General features: G+C 56.9%; 18 protein-coding genes. 10 read left to right on the top strand and 8 right to left on the bottom strand.

The annotated features are described in order from the left end of the window. The first annotated feature begins 38 nt into the window (after window positions 1-38). From nlpI to J2Y91_RS05445, 3 genes are all read left to right on the top strand, one after another. Complete coding sequence (gene nlpI, locus J2Y91_RS05450) at window positions 39-923, top strand: lipoprotein NlpI (RefSeq protein WP_133622611.1); 885 nt, start codon at window positions 39-41, stop codon at window positions 921-923. 104 nt (window positions 924-1,027) lie between these two features. After that, window positions 1,028-1,108, top strand: coding sequence for a protein YrbN (gene yrbN, locus J2Y91_RS23040; RefSeq protein ID WP_099753987.1), 81 nt, complete (start codon window positions 1,028-1,030; stop codon window positions 1,106-1,108). Continuing rightward, entirely contained in the window at window positions 1,101-3,014 is a 1,914-nt protein-coding gene (locus J2Y91_RS05445; protein WP_062818065.1) for a DEAD/DEAH family ATP-dependent RNA helicase, read from the top strand. The genes yrbN and J2Y91_RS05445 overlap by 8 nt, the downstream gene beginning before the upstream one ends. A 98-nt stretch (window positions 3,015-3,112) precedes the next feature. Here J2Y91_RS05445 and J2Y91_RS05440 read toward each other — a convergent pair whose 3' ends face one another. Beyond that, on the bottom strand, window positions 3,113-4,123 hold the full coding sequence (locus tag J2Y91_RS05440) for a luciferase-like monooxygenase (protein ID WP_133622612.1): 1,011 nt from the start codon (window positions 4,121-4,123) through the stop codon (window positions 3,113-3,115). Between the two features lie 338 nt (window positions 4,124-4,461). On the opposite strand from J2Y91_RS05440, the gene J2Y91_RS05435 reads away from it, so the two are divergent. The 3 genes from J2Y91_RS05435 to J2Y91_RS05425 are packed head-to-tail and all read left to right on the top strand — an operon-like array spanning window position 4,462 to window position 7,678. Next, complete coding sequence (locus J2Y91_RS05435; protein WP_253537637.1) at window positions 4,462-5,433, top strand: HlyD family secretion protein; 972 nt, start codon at window positions 4,462-4,464, stop codon at window positions 5,431-5,433. Continuing rightward, window positions 5,415-6,569 carry an ABC transporter permease gene (locus tag J2Y91_RS05430; protein WP_253537635.1) on the top strand — a complete coding sequence of 385 codons (1,155 nt, stop codon included), beginning with the start codon at window positions 5,415-5,417 and terminating at the stop codon, window positions 6,567-6,569. The genes J2Y91_RS05435 and J2Y91_RS05430 overlap by 19 nt, the downstream gene beginning before the upstream one ends. After that, complete coding sequence (locus J2Y91_RS05425) at window positions 6,566-7,678, top strand: ABC transporter permease (RefSeq protein WP_253537633.1); 1,113 nt, start codon at window positions 6,566-6,568, stop codon at window positions 7,676-7,678. Before J2Y91_RS05430 ends, J2Y91_RS05425 begins: the two co-directional genes overlap by 4 nt. Window positions 7,679-7,947: 269 nt before the next feature. Here J2Y91_RS05425 and J2Y91_RS05420 read toward each other — a convergent pair whose 3' ends face one another. Together J2Y91_RS05420 and ubiU are read right to left on the bottom strand one after the other, a co-directional pair. Next, window positions 7,948-8,826, bottom strand: a complete 879-nt coding sequence (locus J2Y91_RS05420; protein WP_253537631.1) for a U32 family peptidase — start codon at window positions 8,824-8,826, stop codon at window positions 7,948-7,950. A 9-nt stretch (window positions 8,827-8,835) separates the two neighbouring features. Then, the gene (gene ubiU, locus J2Y91_RS05415) at window positions 8,836-9,831 is read right to left on the bottom strand and encodes a ubiquinone anaerobic biosynthesis protein UbiU (protein WP_253537629.1); all 996 of its coding nucleotides are present in this window, start codon (window positions 9,829-9,831) and stop codon (window positions 8,836-8,838) included. A 208-nt stretch (window positions 9,832-10,039) separates the two neighbouring features. On the opposite strand from ubiU, the gene ubiT reads away from it, so the two are divergent. Both ubiT and J2Y91_RS05405 read left to right on the top strand, forming a co-directional pair. After that, window positions 10,040-10,564 carry a ubiquinone anaerobic biosynthesis accessory factor UbiT gene (gene ubiT / locus J2Y91_RS05410; RefSeq protein ID WP_413449794.1) on the top strand — a complete coding sequence of 175 codons (525 nt, stop codon included), beginning with the start codon at window positions 10,040-10,042 and terminating at the stop codon, window positions 10,562-10,564. Then, complete coding sequence (locus tag J2Y91_RS05405; RefSeq protein WP_133622619.1) at window positions 10,558-11,061, top strand: GNAT family N-acetyltransferase; 504 nt, start codon at window positions 10,558-10,560, stop codon at window positions 11,059-11,061. The genes ubiT and J2Y91_RS05405 overlap by 7 nt, the downstream gene beginning before the upstream one ends. On the opposite strand, the gene J2Y91_RS05400 is transcribed toward J2Y91_RS05405, so the two are convergent. Beyond that, window positions 11,048-11,353, bottom strand: coding sequence for a GIY-YIG nuclease family protein (locus J2Y91_RS05400; RefSeq protein WP_133622620.1), 306 nt, complete (start codon window positions 11,351-11,353; stop codon window positions 11,048-11,050). The genes J2Y91_RS05405 and J2Y91_RS05400 overlap by 14 nt on opposite strands. A 103-nt stretch (window positions 11,354-11,456) precedes the next feature. Continuing rightward, a complete protein-coding gene (locus J2Y91_RS05395; protein ID WP_253537626.1) occupies window positions 11,457-11,978 on the bottom strand; it encodes a type 1 glutamine amidotransferase domain-containing protein in 522 nt (173 codons plus the stop codon). 177 nt (window positions 11,979-12,155) lie between these two features. On the opposite strand from J2Y91_RS05395, the gene J2Y91_RS05390 reads away from it, so the two are divergent. Beyond that, window positions 12,156-12,554, top strand: a complete 399-nt coding sequence (locus tag J2Y91_RS05390) for a DUF350 domain-containing protein (RefSeq protein ID WP_133622622.1) — start codon at window positions 12,156-12,158, stop codon at window positions 12,552-12,554. A gap of 2 nt (window positions 12,555-12,556) precedes the next feature. Here the strand turns inward: J2Y91_RS05390 and nrdG are convergent, their stop codons facing one another. From nrdG to J2Y91_RS05375, 3 genes are all read right to left on the bottom strand, one after another. Then, complete coding sequence (nrdG, locus tag J2Y91_RS05385) at window positions 12,557-13,021, bottom strand: anaerobic ribonucleoside-triphosphate reductase-activating protein (protein WP_253537623.1); 465 nt, start codon at window positions 13,019-13,021, stop codon at window positions 12,557-12,559. After that, the gene (nrdD, locus tag J2Y91_RS05380) at window positions 13,018-15,156 is read right to left on the bottom strand and encodes an anaerobic ribonucleoside-triphosphate reductase (RefSeq protein ID WP_253537620.1); all 2,139 of its coding nucleotides are present in this window, start codon (window positions 15,154-15,156) and stop codon (window positions 13,018-13,020) included. The genes nrdG and nrdD overlap by 4 nt, the downstream gene beginning before the upstream one ends. Before the next feature lie 127 nt (window positions 15,157-15,283). Continuing rightward, window positions 15,284-16,450, bottom strand: coding sequence for a YbfB/YjiJ family MFS transporter (locus J2Y91_RS05375; RefSeq protein WP_253537617.1), 1,167 nt, complete (start codon window positions 16,448-16,450; stop codon window positions 15,284-15,286). Window positions 16,451-16,668: 218 nt separating this feature from the next. On the opposite strand from J2Y91_RS05375, the gene J2Y91_RS05370 reads away from it, so the two are divergent. Next, entirely contained in the window at window positions 16,669-18,495 is a 1,827-nt protein-coding gene (locus J2Y91_RS05370) for an FAD/NAD(P)-binding protein (protein ID WP_253537614.1), read from the top strand. Window positions 18,496-18,610 lie beyond the last annotated feature (115 nt).

The following is an 18,610-nucleotide window of genomic DNA, read 5'->3' as shown; positions in this document are numbered from 1 at the left end:
AGGATGTGCATCCCAATGTTTGTTTTCAGGAGTGGGAAATGAAGCCATTTTTGCGCTGGTGTATTGTTGCGACAGCTTTAACGCTGGCAGGATGCAGCAACACCGATTGGCGTAAGAACGAAGTTTTGGCAGTCCCTTTGCAGCCTACGCTGCAACAGGAAGTCATTCTCGCTCGCATGGAACAAATACTTGCCAGTCGGTCATTGACCGATGATGAACGCGCACAGCTGTTATATGAGCGCGGAGTGTTGTATGATAGTTTGGGTTTGAGAGCACTGGCGCGGAATGATTTTTCACAAGCGCTGTCTATCAGACCCGATATGCCTGAAGTATTCAATTACTTAGGCATTTATTTAACGCAGGCAGGCAATTTTGACGCTGCCTATGAAGCGTTCGATTCTGTACTTGAGCTTGATCCAACTTACAATTATGCGCGTTTAAATCGTGGTATCGCCCTGTATTACGGCGGAAGATTTAAACTGGCGCAAGATGATCTGCTGGCGTTTTATCAAGACGATCCTAACGATCCCTTCCGCAGCCTGTGGCTGTATCTCACAGAACGTGAGATCAACGCAGACCAGGCCAAAGTTTCGCTGAAACAGCGTTACGACAAAGCGGTTAAGGACCAATGGGGATGGAATATTGTCGAGTTCTACCTGGGTGACATCAGTGAAAAAACGCTGATGGAAAGGCTCCAGGCAGACGCAACGGATAACACCTCGCTCGCTGAACATCTCAGTGAAACCAACTTCTATTTAGGTAAGTACTACCTAAGTCTGGGGGAGAAGGACAACGCAGAAGCGTTGTTCAAGCTGACGGTCGCCAACAACGTTCACAACTTTGTTGAGCATCGATATGCATTGTTGGAGCTGGCGCTACTCGGCCAGACACAAGACGATTTATCAGAATCTGACCAGCAATAGCTGACGAACTTTTATTGCCCGAATTTTCGAAAAGTCATCATCTTAGCGGATGAGGGCCTTTTTGTTCGTCGAAACCACTAATTTGAGCCGGTTCACACTTTTTGATGAAAATGACTGAAAATTTTCACGACGAGTTATGTAGACTGGCCGCCGCAATCTACGAGGCACGTGTACTACATGACTGATATCCAAACTACTTTTGCTGACCTTGGCCTGAACGCCGACATCCTTGAATCACTGAACGGTATGGGCTACGTGAAGCCTTCCCCAATCCAGCTTGAGTGTATTCCTCATCTGCTGGCGGGCCGTGACGTGCTGGGTATGGCACAGACCGGTAGCGGAAAAACGGCGGCTTTCTCTCTGCCGCTGCTGCATAACATTGACCCAACTGTTAAAGCACCACAGATTCTGGTGCTGGCACCGACCCGCGAACTGGCGGTTCAGGTTGCTGAAGCCATGACCGAATTCGCGAAACACATGCGTGGCCTGAACGTGGTTGCCCTGTACGGCGGCCAGCGTTACGACGTGCAGCTGCGCGCACTGCGTCAGGGACCACAGGTTGTTGTGGGTACCCCTGGCCGTCTGCTTGACCACCTGAAGCGCGGCACGTTAGATCTGTCTAACCTGCGCGGCCTGGTGCTGGACGAAGCTGATGAAATGCTGCGTATGGGCTTCATCGAAGACGTTGAAACCATCATGGCGCAGATCCCAGAAGGTCATCAGACCGCGCTGTTCTCGGCTACCATGCCAGAAGCGATTCGTCGTATTACTAAACGCTTCATGAAAGATCCTCAGGAAGTGCGTATTCAGTCAAGCATGACTACGCGCCCGGACATCAGCCAGAGCTACTGGACTGCCTACGGCCGTAAAACTGATGCACTGACCCGCTTCCTGGAAGCTGAAGATTTTGATGCTGCTATCATCTTCGTGCGTACGAAAAACGCCACGCTGGAAGTGGCCGAAGCGCTGGAGCGTAGCGGTTACAACAGTGCTGCACTGAACGGTGACATGAACCAGGCACTGCGTGAGCAGACGCTGGAGCGCCTGAAAGATGGTCGTCTGGACATCCTGATCGCGACCGACGTTGCGGCACGTGGTCTGGACGTTGAGCGTATCAGCCTGGTTGTTAACTACGATATCCCTATGGATGCCGAATCTTACGTGCACCGCATCGGCCGTACCGGTCGTGCTGGTCGTGCTGGCCGCGCGCTGCTGTTCGTTGAGAACCGCGAGCGTCGTCTGCTGCGTAACATTGAACGCACCATGAAGCTGACTATTCCAGAAGTTGAACTGCCTAACGCAGAACTGCTGGGTGAGCGTCGTCTGGCTAAGTTCGCCGCTAAAGTTCAGCAGCAGCTGGAAAGCAGCGATCTGGAACAGTACCGCGCACTGCTGGCTAAAATGCAGCCGGAAGATGAGCTGGATATTGAAACGCTGGCCGCAGCACTGCTGAAAATGGCTCAGGGCGAACGTCCACTGATCGTGCCTGCTGATGCGCCACAGCGCCCACGCAGCCAGTTCCGTGACCGTGACGAGCGTCGTGAAGGCGGTCGTGGTGACCGTCCAGAGCGTGGCCCACGTGAACCACGTAGCGAAGCTGCCGGTGACCGTCCACGCCGTGAACGTCGTGACGTTGGCGATATGGAAGTTTACCGTATTGAAGTTGGCCGTGATGACGGTGTTGAAGTGCGTCATATCGTTGGCGCTATCGCTAACGAAGGCGACATCAGCAGCCGCTACATTGGTAACATCAAGCTGTTCGGTACGCACTCTACCATCGAGCTGCCGAAAGGCATGCCGGGCGATGTGCTGTCGCATTTCACCCGCACGCGTATTCTGAACAAGCCGATGAACATGCAGCTGATTGGTGATGCGGTTCCACGCAGCAACGACCGTGGCGGCGAACGTCGTCCAGGCGGCCCGGCACGCGGTGGCTTCGGCGCTGGTGCAGGTCGTGAAGGTGGTCGTGGTGCAGAAGGCGGTCGTCGCTTCAGCAACGAGCGTAGCGGTGAGCGTCGTCCAGGCGGCCCATCACGCGGCCCACGTCGTGAAGACACTGGCGCAGCGCCAACTCGTCGTCGTGATGCATAATCACTGACGCACAATAAAAAACCAGCCTTCGGGCTGGTTTTTTTATGCCTGCAGTTTACGTAGGGTCGAGGCATGCCTCGACCTTTATTCACTAATCACTAAAGTGAATTACGCGCCTGCATCGCCAGCTCGAAAGAGTAGAGCCGCGCCTGGCTGTCAAAGATCTGGCCATTCACCATAATCTCATCCGCCTGCGTTTCGCGCATCAGCGCCGCAAGGCCGTGACGTACCTTCTCTTTATCACCGACCACCGACATGCTCAACGCCTGCTGAACGCCATACTGTTCGGACGGCGACCACAGGTTATCCATGTTTTCTACCGGAGCCGGCAGCGGGCCGGGTTTGCCGCGGCGCAAATTGATGAACTGCTGCTGCATGGAGGTAAACAGGAAGCGCGCATCACGCTCGCTGTCGGCCGCTACCACGTTGACGCATACCATGGCATACGGTTTAGCCAGCCGTTCTGACGGCTTGAAGTTCTCGCGGTAGAGGTGCAGCGCCTGCATCAGCATTTCAGGAGCAAAGTGGGAGGCAAAGGCAAACGGCAGCCCCATCTGAGCCGAGAGCTGCGCGCTATACAGGCTGGAGCCGAGCAGCCAGACCGGAATTTTCAGTCCGGTACCGGGAACGGGCTGCACCGGCGGCGCGGGCTCGTCTTCGGGCGCATCGAACCAGCGGATCAGCTCAGCGACATCGGCCGGAAAATTGTCGACGTGGCCGGCCATATGGCGGCGCAGGGCCATCATGGTGCGCTGGTCTGAACCCGGCGCACGGCCAAGCCCCAGATCGATACGGCCGGGATAGAGCGACTCCAGCGTGCCGAACTGCTCGGCAATCACCAGCGGCGCATGGTTGGGCAGCATCACGCCGCCAGAGCCTAAGCGCAGCGTATCGGTATTGGCCGCCAGATAGCCGATCAGTACCGAGGTGGCGGCGCTGGCGATCCCGGTCATATTATGGTGTTCGGCCAGCCAGTAGCGGTGAAAACCGAGTTTCTCTGACTGCTGTGCCAGCGCGAGGGAAGCGTGAAAGGCATCGCGAGGAGAACGGCCCTGCGGGATCGGGGCAAGGTCGAGTACCGACAACGGTACATTTTTCTTATCAGGCATAGTTGCTCACTTTGTCTAACGGCCGGGAGTGCGCCATGTGCAAAATTACAGGCTACGGGATCTTTTGCCCCTGTAATTGTCCGTTCGCAGCACTTTTGCTAAAACGTTCGGGGATTAATTAGGCTGCTAGTTAAATAAAGTATTACCTAACTGCCAGCAGAATTAAACCGCATTATTTACTCGGTTTACCCCCCCGGCGGCGCCGTAAAGTGGTTAAACAACAAAAATCGCCCCCTGCGAGCGAGTATATTGCTGATAACCTGGACTTTCTTTGCGAAGGATATTGCAATGCCTTGCCTCAGTAACGCCCTGAAGCGACTGATTTCAGGGGCTTTTCGATGAAAAAAAGAGCCTTTTTTACCCTGCTGATTATCATTTCAGGCATCGCCCTGGCTGTCCTTATCCGCGCGCATAATCACGACCTGCTGTTGCAGGGAGAAGTCGATGCCACCGAAGTGATCGTCTCCTCAAAAGCGAAAGGGCGGGTGGTGGAGAAACTGGTGCGGCGCGGCGACGATGTCAGCGCCGGGCAGTCACTCATGGTGCTGGAGGCACCCGAACTGATTGCCCAGCTCAAGGCCGCCGAAGCGGCGCGTGACCAGGCGCAGGCTACGTTAGACCTCTCCCTGAACGGCACCCGCGAAGAAACTATTCGCAACCTGAAAGCATTGCTGCAACAGGCTCAGGCGACCTGGCGCGATGCCCAGTCCACCTGGCAGCGCGATCTGAGCGTGGCGCAGAAGGGCTATATCTCCGCCGAACAGCTGGATAATGCCCGCCAGGCGCGCGACGGCGCCTGGCAGCAGGTGCAGGCGGCGCGGGCTAATCTCGATCAGGGGATAAATGGCGATCGCATTGAGCAGCGTGAAGCCTATCTGGCACAGCTGCGCCAGGCAGAGCAGAACCTGCTGGAGATTAAAGCCCAGAGCGATGAACTGGTGGTGCATGCCCCGGTAGCGGGGGAGGTCGGGCCGATCCCGGCGGAGCGCGGAGAATTGCTTAATGCAGGCAGCCCGCTGCTGACGCTGATCAAGCTGCCCACCGCCTGGTTCACTTTTGATCTGCGCGAGGACATTCTCGCTCACGTGCGCAAGGGCGATAAAATACAGATTCGCGTCCCGGCGCTGAATAATCGGGTGATCGAGGCCGAGGTGCGCTATATCGCGCCGCTCGGCGACTACGCGACCAAACGCGCCACGCGCGCCACCGGGGATTTTGACCTCAAAACCTTTGAGGTGCGGCTTTACCCACTCACGCCGGTTGAAGGCCTGCGTCAGGGAATGAGTGCCCTATGGTCATGGCAGACATAAAAGAGGGGCTGTGGGCATTTGGCCACGCCTTCAGTCGTGAAGTCCGCGTTGCCTGGCGTAAACCGCTGTTCCACTGGCTGGGCTGGTGTTTTCCGCTGCTGCTGTTCGCCCTGATTGCCAGCGATTTCTCCGAAGGATCGCTGATGGATCTGCCGGTGGCGGCGGTCGATCAGGATCACAGCACGCTGTCGCGCACGCTGATCCGCAATCTGAATGCAGGCTCGCATGCCGATGTCAGTCAGGATGCGGGCGGTGAACCGCAAGCGCTGGAGAAACTACGCCAGGCACAGGCATATGCCGTGCTGTTGATCCCGCCATTTTTTGAAGCCGATACGCTGGCGGGTCGGCAGCCGCGCGTCACGCTCTACTACAACGCGCTGTTTTATGGCGCGGGCTTTTACTCGACGCAGGATTTCGCCGGGCTGGTCAGTACGCTGAATGCGCAGTATCAGCCGGTGCTGGCGGCGGCCACCGGGCGGGCAATGCCAGCGCTACCCCACGCAACGCTGGCTTATGACAGCCTGTTTAACGCCAGCGGCAGCTATATCTACTATCAGCAGTTCGCCGCCAGTATTCATATGGTGCAGCTGTTCGCCGTCACCTGCATGATCTACGTGCTGGCGCGCAGCCGGCCGCTGATTTACCAACGGCATTTTGCTATGGCGCTGCTCGGTAAGCTGGCCCCTTACACGCTGTGTTACACGGTGCTGCTGCTGAGCGAAATCGCCCTGCTGGTCGGCGTATTCAGCGCGCGCGTGGTGGGAAACCCCTTCTATATTCTGTGCGTGGCTTTCTTCTACGTCATGGCGGCGCAAAGCCTCGGCATCCTGCTATTTAGCTTCACCGGCAGCGCGATCACCGCCTATATGATGATGGGGATTATGGTCAGCATTGCCATGACGTTTTCCGGTACGGCAATGCCGGAGCTGTCGATGCCGTGGCCGGCTCAGCTAATCTCCAATCTGGAGCCGCTCACCCACGCGCTGTACGCCATGTTTGACCTGTTCCTGCGCGACGTTCCGGGAAAACCGGTTGCCAGCGTCTGCCTGCTGCTGCTGATCTATCCGCTGGCTGTGGCGCTGCTGGTGCGTAAACGCCTGTTCCGCCGTCTGGAAACGCCGGAGGAGGTGCAGTGAAGCTGTGGTGGCAGGCCTTCACAACAACGCTCAGCGGGCTGCTGCAAAAACCGATGTGGATGATGCTGCTCTGCTCGCTCTGCCTGATGAGTACGGTGTATCTCAATCACAGCGTCTGGGATCTGCCCGTCGCGGTGATCGATATGGACCACAGCCCGGCCAGCAGAATGCTGACGCGCCAGCTTGATGCCACGCCGAAAATCACCAACGTAGCCTACAGCAGCCTGCCGCAGGCGCTCAGCGACCTTGGCCTGCGCAAACTATTTGCGGTGATTATTCTGCCGCAGGATATGGAACAGAAGATGCTGGCGGGGAAAGAGGTCACCCTGCCGGTCTACGGAGATGCCACCAACCGCCTGGCGAATGGCCAGATCCAGCAGGATGTCATGGCCGCCTGGCAGCAGGTTTTAGGGCACTATAATCTCAAGCTGATGATGATGGCGGGCTTTAGCGAACGGCAGGCCTCGGTGGTGCTGACGCCGTTTATTGGCCAGGCCATCGATGTGTTTAACCCGGGGATCAGCTTTGCAGCGATTGTCTTTCCCGGCCTGCTGGTGATGCTGCTGCAGCACTCGCTGCTGATTGCCGGCGTGCGCGTCAGCATGACGCTGCGCAGCAAAGGCGCCTTGCCCCTGCCGGTGACGCTGGGCACGCTCTCCGCGCTGATACCCATCTGGCTGTTTCTTTCTGTCGTGCTGTTTGCCCTGTGGCCATGGGTGCTGGGCTACCGTCAAACGGCCAGTATCCCCGAGCTGCTGATGCTGACGTTGCCGTTCCAGCTGGCGGTGCTGGGCCTGGCGAAGCTGGTGACCGAGTGCCTGCGTGAGGTAGAGCGCATCTACTTTTCGCTGTCGTTTATTACCACCCCGGTCTACTACCTTTCCGGCACGCTGTGGCCGGTGCAGTCGATGCCAGACTGGGTGCGCTGCATTTCGATGATGCTGCCCTCAACCTGGGGCACGCGGATGATAGCGGGGGTGAATCAGATGGGGCTGCCGCTTAGCGAAGTGAGTAAAGATGTGGTGATGCTGCTGATCATGGCGGTGGTCTACACGGTACTGGGGATGGGGGTCGGAAAGCTGCGCGACTACCTCGATCGTCGCCATTGACGGTGGGTCGGGCATGCCCGACCCCTACATGAATATGATTTGGGGCGGCGCACGCCCGACCCCTACATGAATATGATTTGGGGCGGCGCACGCCCGACCCCTACATGAATATGATTAGGGGCGGCGCACGCCCGACCCCTACATGAATATGATTTGGGGCGGCGCACGCCCGACCCCTACATGAATATGATTAGGGGCGGTGGCATGCCCGGCCCCTACATGAATATGAGTAGGGGCGGCGGCATGCCCCGCCCGTATTGATGGCGTTGTTAATCCACCAACTCTAACCCCGCCACCCGCTGCCAGTAGCCGTTGCAGTCGGCCGATCGCGCCAGGCTCAGCGGCTGCCTGCCGGTTTCATTGGCGCGAAAGCGCTCGATCATTGCCAGCGTGTCATCTCCCTGCGGCGACAGGCGCACAATATCCACCAGCCCCTGCATCGACAGCAGATCGTTACCCAGGTTGTAGCAGTAGCCGCTCATGGTCTGAATACCGTTCAGCACAAACACCGGCTGATCTTCCTGGGTGCGCACCTGGCGCCCGTGCGGGTAGTCAATACAGCAGGTCTGGCACTCGTCCTTACTGCGGTTTTCAGCGCGGGCGCTAAAACAGCGGGCAGAGTACGCCAGTGGCAGATAACCATAGCTCAGCACCTCGACTTCAAACTGCTGGCGGATCCCCAGTTCGTCACACTGCAGCAGCAGCTGCGCCAGCCAGTCACGCGACAGCTCGACCGGCATACACCAGCGCATCATGCCCATTTTCAGCAGCAGCTGCAGCGTCACCGCGTTATAGATATTCAGCGCAGGCCCGGCAACAAACGGTACGCCCGCGTCACAGGCCAGGGTGACGGCGCCGACGTCGTTCGCCTCAATCAGAAACTCGCCGTTATCCACATAGCGCTTCAGCTCCGTCAGCTCGGAAGGTGACTGCACCAGCGCCAGGGTGCTGAGCACCACCTGCTTGCCAGCGGCGGCCAGATCTTTTGCCAGCGCCAGCCAGTCGGCTGCTTTAGTACTGCGGCGCTTGCTGCATACCGATTCGCCAAGGTAGATAATCTCGGCCTCACTGTGCGCTGCGGCCTGGTAAAACGCCTGCAGCGTCTCTTTAGGCCAGTACCACAGCACCGGCCCGAGGGAATATTTCATACCGTTCTCCTACTGCCACTGGCGGTGATAAGCGCCAAGGGTCGTCTGCGTACCTTCGCTCAGTGCACTGAGTGCCGTCATCCACTGCGGCTGCGGCGCGTAATGGGCCGGGTCGGCTTGGCAGCGGTCAATGGCCTGGCGCCAGATGCGCGTCACCTGTTCAACGTATGCCGGGCTGCGCTGGCGACCTTCAATTTTTACCGAGGCAATATTGGCCGCCAGCAGCGCCGGCAGCAGTGCAAGGGTATTCAGGCTGGTGGGCTCTTCCAGCGCGTGATAAGGCGTTTCTGCCACCTTGTAGCGCCCTTTGCACAGCGTAGGATAGCCCGCGTTTTCACCGGCACCATAACGGTCGATCAGCACCTCATTCAGGCGCGACTCCAGCCCGGCAGGCGTCTGCTGCCAGCGTACAAAGCGCGCAGGAGAGCAGGCGCCAACGGTATTCGGTGACTCGCCGGTGAGATAAGAGGAGAGATAGCAGCGCCCCTCGGCCATGATGCACAGGCTGCCAAAGGCAAATACTTCCAGCGCAACCTCCGTGTCGCGTGCCAGCTGGCGCACCTGATGCATCGATAGCACGCGCGGCAATACCACGCGTGCCACATCGAAGTTACGCTGGTAAAAGCGCAACGCGGCGGCATTGGTCGCGGAAGCCTGCACGGAAACGTGACGCTCAATATGGGGATATCGCTCGGCGGCATACGCCAGCATGGCGATATCTGCCAGGATTAAAGCATCGGCTCCGGCGTGGGCGGCCATATCCACAGCGCGCTGCCAGCGGTTGAAACCGTCAGGATGGGCAAAGGTATTAATGGCGACGTGCAGCTTACGCCTGCGCTGATGCACATAATTTGCCGCTTCCTGCAGGCGTTTATCGCTGAAGTTCAGTCCGGCAAAATGACGGGCGTTGGTTTCATCTTTCAGACCGATGTAAACCGCATCAGCGCCGTTTTCAATGGCAGCCTTCAGCGCCGGAAGGTTTCCGGCCGGGCAGAGAAGTTCCATGTAATCGAATCCAACTTATCAGTAGAATCGATGAGTTTAGTGAGGAAGGCTGCGACAAATTTTGATTTAAGGCAGCTATTGGCGTATTGATGGGGTTCGATTCTCTGGATAAAACCCCTATAGTTCGCGCACTTTGTTGATCCAGCCGTCTGACGCGTTTTGCCAGTATGGCAAAATAGCCGAAATTTATTCGTAAGGAGTGATAATGGTGTTGAACCCGCTACGCACCCACTGTGTCCGTAAGGGGCCGCAATTGTTGCGTTTCCCGCTGCGGTTTACCCCGTTCGCATTGAAGAAGCCGTTGCTGCAGTCGCTGTTACGCTGGCAGTTTCAACAGGCACTGGCGGAAGGTGAGCTAGACTTTCTTGAGGGGCGCTGGTTAGGGATTGAGGTCACTGACCTCGGGCTGCGTTGGTCAGTCACGCTGGAACAGGGGCGACTGCAGGTAGCCAATCGGGAAACGGCAGATGTCTGGTTTCGTGCAGAAGCCAACGATCTGCTGTTAATCGCTGCCCGCAGGGTGGATCCCGATACGCTGTTTTTCCAGCGTCGCCTGATTATCGAAGGAGATACCGAGCTGGGTCTGGAAGTGAAAAACCTGATGGATGCGGTTGATCTTGAATCCATGCCGACGCCGTTGCGCATCGGACTTATGCAACTGGCTGATTTTGTTGAAGCCGGACTGAACGAGGGCGCGATTTCCCCTACGGGTCGCGTAGGTGCAACATGTTAATTCGTACAGAAATTGGAGTGGATGCTGCCAGCATCGACAGCCTGCTGCGTCGCTGTTTTCCCACCTCAGCGGAAGCTGAACTGGTGCAGCAGCTGCGGGAAGATGGCTTGTTAACGCTCGGCGTCGTCGCCACCGATGATGAAGGCCAGGTTCTCGGCTATGCGGCGTTCAGCCCGGTTACGCTGGCGGAAGAAGATCGTCAGTGGGTGGGGCTGGCGCCGCTGGCGGTGGATGAGAGCGTGCGTAAGCAGGGGCTGGGCAAACAGCTGATTTATGAAGGGCTGGATACGCTGAATGAGTTTGGCTATGCCGCGGTGGTAGTGCTGGGCGACCCGGCATACTTCGGGCGTTATGGCTTTGAACCGGCAGCGCGTCAAGGCCTGCAGTGCAAATGGCAGAACAGCGAAGCGGCGTTTCAGGTCTATAAGCTGGCGGAGGATGCGTTCAGCGGTGCAGAAGGGCGCATCGAGTATTCGGCGCCGTTTAACCGCCTCTGAGCGTGTTCAGCCACAATACCAATGACACGGGCTGGTGCTCCACCAGCCTGATTTTTTCCTGCCGTTTTAACTGCTTCACCTGATACTCCAGCTTTGACGCCAGCGAACGGTCCCCGGCTTCGCAGTGAAACATCAGCTCGAGCGGACCCTTGCCGCGCAAGGCTTTCGCCCCTTTGCCGCACTGATGCTGGGCGAAGCGCCGCTGCACGTCATTGGTGATCCCGGTATAGAGCATGCCGCTGGCGGTGCGCAGGATATAGAGCCGCCAGTCGCCGGATGCCGCAGAATTCATAGGCTGTCTCAGGGTGATAAATCTGCGGGTACTTTAGCGCATATCAGCTGCGTAGGGGAGTATCGGTAAAGCGATGGCGGGCCAGCCGCAGCTGGCCAGCGGGTTAGAGTGCGTTAAGAATACGCAGTGATTCACGATTGAAGGCTGGCAGGTCGTCCGGCGTGCGGCTGGTGACCAGGCGCTCATTATCCACCACTACCTCTTGATCGTAGAAGTCAGCACCGGCATTTTTCAGATCGATAACGATCGCTTTCACGGTGGTCATCTGCCGCCCGCGTACGGCGTTGGCGCTGATCAGCAGCTGAGGTCCGTGGCAGATAGCAAACACCGGTCGGCCCAGCGCGACAAACTCTTTAGTAAAGGCGACGAAACGGTCATCACCGCGCAGCGTATCCGGGGAGTGACCACCCGGGAGCAGCAGGGCGTCAAAATCCGCCGGCTGCACGTCATCGATAGATTTGTCTATCTTCACTTTGGCATCACCCTGTTTGCCGGTGATGGTTTTTCCTGCCTCGGTATCAATGGTAATCACTTCGTGGCCAGCCTCTTTATAGGCTTTGGCCGGGGAGGTGAACTCCGAATCTTCAAATTCATCGGTAATTAACACTGCAATCTTCTTGCTCATATTTTCTCCTGTGAACTTGAGTGGTTGATAGGGATAAGTGTGGTTCACACATGCAGAAAATCAACCAGGTCGATTCCGAATGGCATTAAAGGTAAAGAAGACGCAGGCGGCTGGCGTTTGTGAATAGCGCACTTTATGATAATTCTTTGCCGCACCTCCATAAATCAGGACGACTCTATGGCTACCTTGTATTTGATCCTCGCTTTCGGCTCCTATTTTCTCACCAGCATCGCGATGGTGCTGATATTTCTGTTTATCTACACGCGAATTACGCCGCATAACGAATGGCGCTTAATTAAAGAGAATAATCTGGCGGCAACCTGGGGGTTTATCGGTGCGCTACTGGGCTATATCATTCCGCTCGCCAGCGTAGCGATTAACTCCATTAATCTGGTCGATTACCTGGTGTGGGGCGCCGTGGCGCTGGTGATCCAGCTCATCGTCTTTACCGCCGTGCGCCTGTTTATGCGCGATATCAGTCAACGTATCGAAGACAACAGCGTGGCGGCCGGGTTATTCCTGGGTGGCGTCTCCACCGGCGTCGGTATCCTGAATGCGGCCTGCATGACCTATTAATCTCAACGCAGTTGATGAACAACCTGGTTGCTGCTGCCGCGCCACGGCAGCGCCGGGTCTTTCAGTGCCTGAATAAACTTACCGTCAATCAGCACATTCACCTGCGCCACCACCCGCTGCTGTTGAGCGCTCAGTTCGTCCAGCCGATAGCCGGTCCACAGCCAGATATCTTTTCCCGCGCATTCGCGCCTGACGCGGCGCAGCAGCCGCCCGACATCCGCCAGGTTCGCCGGGTGCAGCGGATCGCCGCCGGACAGCGACAGCCCCTGCCGCGGTATGCGCGTATCGTTAAGGTCGGCGATCAGCTGCTCTTCCATCTGCAGAGTAAACGGCACGCCGGAATTCAGCCGCCAGGTGCTTTGGTTATAGCAGCCCGGGCACTGATGCACGCAGCCGGAAACGAACAGCGTGCAGCGCGTGCCGGGGCCGTTAACGATATCCACCGGATAATACTGATGGATATTCATCCGGGCTGGCCCTGGCGCAGGTGTTTTACCCGGCGCTTAACCTCTTCCTGCTTGCCCGCGTTGAACGGCCTGGCGTCCGGGCTGCCGAGATAACCGCACACCCGGCGCGTTACGGACACCCGCGTGCTGTCGTGATTGCCGCAGTTCGGGCAGGTGAAGCCTTTGCTGGTGCAGGCGAACTCACCCGTAAAGCCGCACTCGTAGCATTCATCAATCGGAGTGTTGGTGCCGTAATAGGGCACGCGGCTGTAGCTGTAATCCCAGACGTCCTCCAGTGCCTTCAGGTTATGCTGGATATTCGGGTACTCGCCGTAGCAGATAAAACCGCCGTTGGCGATCGGCGGATAGCCCGCTTCAAAGTCGATTTTGTCGTACGGATTGACCTTTTTCTCCACGTCGAGGTGGAAGCTGTTGGTGTAGTAGCCTTTGTCGGTGACGCCCGGCACCACGCCAAATTCGGCGGCGTCGAGGCGGCAGAAGCGGTCGCACAGGTTTTCGCTCGGCGTGCTGTACAGGCTGAAGCCGTAGTCGGTCTCCTCCTTCCACTGATCCACGGCAGCACGCAGGCGGGCGACAATCTCCAGCCCTTTGGCGCGCAGTGCCGCATCATCGTAGGGATGAATTGCCGCGCCGCTCAGCGCGTTTAGCGTTTCGTGAATGCCGATATAGCCCAGCGAGATTGAAGCCCGGCCGTGCTTAAAGATCGCGGCCACCGGCTCATCGGCCTGCAGGCGCACCCCGCAGGCGCCCTCCATATAGAGGATCGGCGCAACCCGCGCTTTCACGTTCTCCAGCCGCGCAATGCGCGTCATCAGCGCCTGCTTCGCCAGCAGCAGGCGCCTGTCCAGCAGCGCCCAGAAGCGCGTTTCATCGCCATCCGCTTCCAGGGCAATGCGCGGCAGGTTGAGGCTGATCACGCCAATATTATTGCGCCCCTCGTGGATCTGCTCGCCGTTCTCCTGATACACGCCGAGGAAGCTGCGGCAGCCCATGGGCGTTTTAAACGAACCGGTGACCTGCACCACCTGGTCATAATTGAGGATATCGGGATACATGCGTTTACTGGCGCACTCCAGCGCCAGCTGTTTGATATCGTAATTCGGCTCGCCGGGACGGTGGTTCAGCCCGGCTTTAATCGCGAACACCAGCTTGGGAAACACGGCAGTTTTATGATTTTTGCCCAGCCCGGCGATGCGGTTACGCAGGATCGACTGCTGGATCAGCCGCGCTGCCCAGCTGGTGCCGAGGCCGAAGCCGAAGGTGACAAACGGCGTCTGGCCGTTGGCGGTGTGCAGCGTATTGACCTCATACTCCAGCGACTGGAAGGCGTCGTAGCACTCTTTTTCGCTGCGCGCGCGCGCATAGCCTTCGGCGTCGGCAATCTGCCATTCCTCGGCGGTGGCGCGGTGTTTAGCCAGGCTGGCATCCACGAACGGCGCCAGCACTTCATCAATGCGGTTAATGGTGGTGCCGCCGTAAATGTGGCTGGCGACCTGGGCGATGATCTGCGCGGTGACGGCAGTGGCGGTGGAGATCGACTTAGGCGGTTCGATCTCGGCGTTACCCATTTTGAAGCCGTGCGTCAGCATGCCCTGCAGGTCGATCAGCATGCAGTTAAACATCGGGAAAAACGGCGAGTAGTCGAGATCGTGATAGTGGATCTCGCCGCGCTCATGGGCTCTGACCACCTCACGCGGCAGCATATGCTGACGGGCGTAGTGTTTGGCGACGATCCCGGCCAGCAGATCGCGCTGGGTGGGGATCACCTTGCTATCCTTATTGGCATTTTCATTCAGCAGCGCCGGGTTACTCTGTTCGATCAGCCCGCGGATCTCATGGTTAAGCCGCCCGCGCAGTTCACGCGCAACATCGCGGTCGTGGCGATACTCAATATAGCTGCGCGCCAGCTGTGGGTAACGTCCGGCCATCAGCTGGTTTTCGACCGCCTGCTGCACTTCGGCAATATCCACCTGCGGGCGCTGCATCAGCTGGTGGCTAATCAACCTGGCGACGGAAGTACAGTAATCTTCATCGTTTATCTGTGCTGCCTGCGCGGCCGCGTGGATCGCCGCCGCAATGCGTGCCGGATCGAAATTTACCCGACATCCGTCGCGTTTAATCACCTGAGTTGCCACTGCGCTTCCCCTATATGTAGTTTTTCAGGGCTATGGTAAGCGCTATATGTAGTGTTTTCTCGTGGAATATTGGCCGTTTTATTGATTTGCCACAAGGAACCTGTCGGCAGCGATTTTCATCTGCGACTCAGATAACCGTTGAACGCTTCAGGCAAAACAGCGCAGCAATAAACAGCGCACCCGCACCGGCGATAATCGATATTTTCAACGGGTCGCCCTGACCCTGCAGCAGGCCGGTCATCAGCGGTCCGCACACCTGGCCAATGCCGTAGGTAAAGGTCACCAGCGCCATCAGGTTGATGCCGGCAGGAACCGGCAGTTTTTTTGCCAGCGGCATCACCAGCGCGGTGGTGCCCATAAAGGTGAAACCAAAGCCGAGACAGCAGAGGATTAGCAGCAGCGGTGAGTGGCCGTTCAGCGACAGCAGCACGCAGATGGCCTGCAAAACCAGATTGAAAATCAGTGAAAAGGTGATGCCAAAGCGGTGCTCCATCAGCAGCCAGAAAAAACAGCCGGGGATAATCGCCAGCCCGACCAGCGACCACAGATGCTGTGAAACCACACTATCCGCAAGCTGGTGCGAGATCAGCGGCAGGAAGGTGGCGACAATGATGTAGCCGAACCCGGCCAGGCCATAAACGATCGCCAGCTGCCACCAGCCCACCACGCTGCTTTTTCGTCTCGGTATCTGCTGAGATTCAGGGGTGAAGGCGATGGCGGTGGGGGATAAGATAACCAGCAGCACCAGCAGGATCAGGCCGATTACGCCCGCGCCAAGCCACAGCGAGGCGGCATGCAGCTGAAGCGCAATCCCACAATTGACGTACTCATTGCCGAGCAGAATGCCCACGCCAACGCCGGAAAATAGCGAAGCGGTAACCCAGTGATTATTGGTGTGGTGCAGGACGGTGACTGAGCCAAAAATCATCAGTGCGGCACTGGCCAGCCCCGCCAGAAAGCGCACCGCCAGCGCCATATTAACCCGATCTACCCCCGCCATTGCGAAGAGCAGCAGCACGGAAAGCACGGCAAAAATAAACACCATATTTTGCGAGCGCGGGCGGTGAAAGCCACTCCATGAAAACAGCAGGCTGCCGACCAGGTAGCCACCGTAGTTGGCACTCGCCAGCCACGCCAGCTGGGGAAAAGTAAAGATTTTCTCCTCCAGCATTTTCGGCAGCATCGGCGTATATAAGAAACGGCTGATGCCAACGCCCAGGGCCAGCAGCAGCACGCCATAAAAGGCGGTGCGGATATTAGTATGAATAAGCCGTTCTTTATCGCTATGCGCCATGAATAATATTCCTTTTATCCATCATTGAGAGCGTGAAAGGTTAGCATGCGGCGCAATGATGAATACGTTACCTTTAGTGTGTTCAGGACGCTGTTTATTTAATTCAGCCTGATTAGTCAACTTTAGCCTTTTTTGATATTTCATACGGCACGTTGAGCGCAGAATAAACTCAGCTGCTGCTATTTAATAAAAAAACTTCAGCTAACAGGGGTTATAATATGAGTAAAATAAGCATCGCTATTATCGGCGCCGGTTCGAGAGGTATCAGCCTGTTGGAAAGAATAGTCACACTGTATCCTGACTATTGTCCCAATAAGCAAATGGAAATATGGCTGATTGATAAAAATGAAGCGGGATTTGGCGTGCACTTAGCGAACCAGCCCGGCTACTTTCTGGCTAACACCGTCGCTTGTCAAATCACCCTGTATGGTGACGAAAGCGTCGCCGCTGCCGGAAATATACGTCAGGGCCCCGACTTATATCAGTGGGCGCGTGACCAGGGTTATAAAAAATCAGGGCAGTTGTACTCCAGGCTTTCTCAGGGAGAAGAGATTTCGCCTGACGACTATCTGCCGCGCACGCTGTTAGGGGAGTATCTTAACTCAGTCTATTTGAGTATTTTGCACAACCTTCCTCCAGGTATTACGCTGAACGTCATTCGCGGTTATGCCGTTCAGGTCAGTTCGTTTTCAAACCATACGGTTAAGATCAAGTTAGATAATGATTTAAAAATAAAGGCCAACTATCTTTTTCTCGCGACCGGACACGGTGAAAGCCGGTCGACGGAAGAGGACCTGCGTATTCAACGCTTCGTTTCGGGTAACCTGCATAAAAATAAATCACTGCGCTATATTCGGCGCCCCTACGAGCTGCGTAAATATAGTCACGTTGCCAGGGCCAGCAAGGTGATTATCGGCGGAATGGGTTTAACCACCTACGACATTATTGCCAGACTGACCTGCGGCTGCGGGGGGCGATTTAGCGACGCCGGTCATCGCCTGATTTATCACCCATCCGGTGATGAACCGCAAATTTACATTTATTCCCGGCAGTCGCTGCCTGCAGGCAGCCGTGGCGTGAATCAGAAGGGGGCCAGCGGGCGCTATCTGGCGCATTTTTTCACCCTGGATGCCATCGATCGCTTACGCCAGAGGACAGCGCAGGGAAAAATCGACTTTGTTGCCGACCTGCTGCCGCTGTTGATCAAAGAAATGTGTTACGTCTACAGCTGCGTCGAGCGGGGGGAATGGACGCAGGCTCGGGATTATCAGGCCGGTGCGGCTGAACGTGAGGCGATGAATCAGCTCTTCTATCCGCATCAGGGGTTAACCTTTTCGACCCTTGAAGAGTGGCGGGCATGGTTTAAAGCCCTGCTGATAAAGGATATTGCTGACGCTGAAAAGGGCAATGTTGACGGCGCACTCAAGGCCGCTGCCGATGTCATCAGGGATACGCGCGATATTCTGCGTTATGCCATCAACTACGGTGGATTGACGCCACAATCGCATCGTCAGTTTCTGAGTGAGTTTTGCCCGATATTCAACCGTATTGCGGTGGGGCCGCCCTTAAGGCGTAATCAGGAGTTACTGGCTCTACTCGAGAGCGGCGTAGTTGCGCTGGCGGGCGGGCCCGCTGCCCGATTAATGTGTCAGCCGGAAAGCGGCCATTTTGCCCTGTATACCTCTTTTACACAGGAAGAGAGCGTGACGCTGGCTGATATCCTGATTAAAGCCCGTATTGCGCCATTTTCACCCGCCAGCGACAACTCAAGGCTCTACCATAATCTGCTGGCTGAAGGGGTGGTCAGGCCCTATGACAATGAGGGGTTTCTCGCGGGCGGGATAGATATCGACAGGCAGCACCACGTCATCAGCCGTAAAAAAATCAGTCAGAAGAACATCTATGCCCTGGGTCCGCCGGTGGAAGGGCCGAACTATTTTACCTATGTGCTGCCGCGCCCGGCGGTGAACTCAACGGCACTGCAGGAGGCCGCGCGTTGTGTCGTCGACATGTATCAAAATATCCGTAAACACGCGGGCTGCTGATGCGATCTGCAGTCCGTCACTGTGCTGCGATATTTTTTGCCGTCCTGAAGTGCCATGGCGGTTGCATTAAACCCTGAGGAGTTACTACTATTGTCGGTTGCTGTAGAGCGAACCC

Source organism: Erwinia aphidicola, from assembly GCF_024169515.1.
In the GTDB taxonomy this organism is placed as follows: Bacteria; Pseudomonadota; Gammaproteobacteria; order Enterobacterales; family Enterobacteriaceae; genus Erwinia; species Erwinia aphidicola.
The sequence above is the reverse complement of the archived record's forward strand: the minus strand, read 5'-3'. Positions and strand labels throughout refer to the sequence as shown.